We start from the raw sequence: 1,999 nt of genomic DNA, 5'->3' as shown, positions 1-1,999 counted from the left end.
AAATACGGTTTTTAATTCTTGGCAAATAAACACCTACAAAAAAAATATTCATCCACTTGCTCATTTTATTATCGTTGGGAAATATGCAACTGCTTTGGTCAGAATCGCAAAATCCCAGCCTTAATTTTAAAAACATACAACTGCCAACAAATATTCATCCAGCTGATCATCCAACTATCCTTGGAAAATAAGCAACTGCCTTTGTGGGGATTTTGGGATTCCTTAGCCTAAAAAATGTATTTTCATTTTGTAGATAAGCCTAAACTTTTTTCACGGTTCTTTCAGGTGTCGATTTCCATAATATTTTGCTTCTTTCGACTTGTCCACAACGGAATTGTGTATGGTTAGTTGCGTGGTTAAGCAACTAAATTAGTAAACAAATACGAACCAGAGAAAATTCCGAAGGAATTTTCCAAATAAGCACTTGCCAAAGCAATTAATTATACACGGTGTTGGCATTTCGTTGTTTTTATTAAGTTTTCTAATTATTCAGCTTAATTCCGTTTTCGATTTTCCTGCGTTTGAGTGAATTCGGAAAGCGATATATTCCGCAAACTTTTTCAATTCAGTTTCCGATTCCGCAAACGAGCTAAAAAATCCGATGTGATAATCAGTCAGATTTTGACCAAATTATTACTTAAATACAAACGTTAAAATCAATAATGCAAAAAGAATAATTGCTAAAGTTATTCCTGTTATTTTTTTAGTGTTTTTGCTGTAAAATGTTCCCATAAATCAGTCTTTTTTATATTTTTTATGCCCTATTTTCTTTTTTTCCAAAATTGCGTAAAATTTTCGTGGCGAGATTTTCAAGTCTTTTGTTATTTCGCTCACTTTTTTCTTTCCTTTTTTATACAGCTTTAAATTCTCATTTACTTTTTTGTCGAAATAGTGTTTTTCCAGTTTCTCAACGATTTGCAATTCAGACAAATTTGAGTCATTCGCATATTTTTCAATTTCCGATTTAATGTCTTTTAAATTACTCATAATTGTCATTTTTTACGGTTCTGCTCAATGAATGCCAACGTTAAGTATAAGAATAGTAGCGTTTAAAAATGCGTTAACTATCGAGTAGAAATAAAATTAATTAACAGGTAATAGCCTTATAAATTGCACCTAAATAGCTATTATTTTTATACAGTGTTAGGGTGCGTTATTTTATTATGAAAGTAGAAATTAAAGACAAGACAAAAGAAATATCAATTGCTTTAAGGGCAGCAGGGTATAATGTAGATATTGTTTCAGTTGAAACGATTCTAAATTTAGTCGACTTTATTAGAGATAATAAAAAAGACACTACAATTAAAGATGTTGTGCAAATTAAAGAAATGGTAAAAGGTTTGTTTGAGGACTAATGCGCCCTAACGTTTGGTGTAAGAATAGTTGCGTGGGTTAAGCACCTAAAATAACAAAAATAAACCGGGCCTGTGGAAATTCCGCAGGAATTTCCAAGTAGGCGAGAACCAGCAATTATTTTTACACAGTGTTGTGGACAGGTTACCCCTTTTACAGGCTTCAAAAAAGGTAAACGGCCTTTTAATTCAGTCGAAAATACGGTTTTTAATTCTTGGCAAATAAACACCTACAAAAAAAATATTCATCCACTTGCTCATTTTATTATCGTTGGAAAATATGCAACTGCTTTGGTCAGAATCGCAAAATCCCAGCCTTAATTTCAAAAACATACAACTGCCAAAAAATATTCATCCAGCTGATCATCCAACTATCCTTGGTAAATAAGCAACTGCCTTTGTGGGGATTTTGGGATTCCTTAGCCTAAAAACCGTATTTTCATTTTGTAGATAAGCCTAAACTTTTTTCACGGTTCTTTCAGGTGTCGATTTCCATAATATTTTGCTTCTTTCGACTTGTCCACAACGTTTGGTGTAAGAATAGTTGCGTGGGTTAAGCACCTAAAATAACAAAAATTAACCAAGCCTGTGGAAATTCCGAAGGAATTTCCAAGTAGGCGAGAACCAGCAATTATTTTTACACAGTG

Annotated in this window: 3 protein-coding genes; 2 read left to right on the top strand and 1 reads right to left on the bottom strand. The window is 32.8% G+C overall.

The window, feature by feature from the left end; genetic code table 11:
- Positions 1-735 precede the first annotated feature (735 nt).
- Positions 736-987, bottom strand: coding sequence for a hypothetical protein (locus ES711_RS16125; RefSeq protein WP_146894337.1), 252 nt, complete (start codon positions 985-987; stop codon positions 736-738).
- Positions 988-1,163: 176 nt separating this feature from the next.
- On the opposite strand from ES711_RS16125, the gene ES711_RS16120 reads away from it, so the two are divergent.
- A complete protein-coding gene (locus ES711_RS16120; protein ID WP_146894336.1) occupies positions 1,164-1,355 on the top strand; it encodes a hypothetical protein in 192 nt (63 codons plus the stop codon).
- A 72-nt stretch (positions 1,356-1,427) separates the two neighbouring features.
- Positions 1,428-1,673 (top strand): hypothetical protein, encoded by a 246-nt coding sequence (locus ES711_RS16115; RefSeq protein ID WP_146894335.1) that lies wholly within the window; start codon positions 1,428-1,430, stop codon positions 1,671-1,673.
- Positions 1,674-1,999: the final 326 nt, after the last annotated feature.

The organism is Gelidibacter salicanalis, from assembly GCF_007997285.1.
Taxonomy (GTDB): Bacteria; Bacteroidota; Bacteroidia; order Flavobacteriales; family Flavobacteriaceae; genus Gelidibacter; species Gelidibacter salicanalis.
The sequence above is the reverse complement of the archived record's forward strand: the minus strand, read 5'-3'. Positions and strand labels throughout refer to the sequence as shown.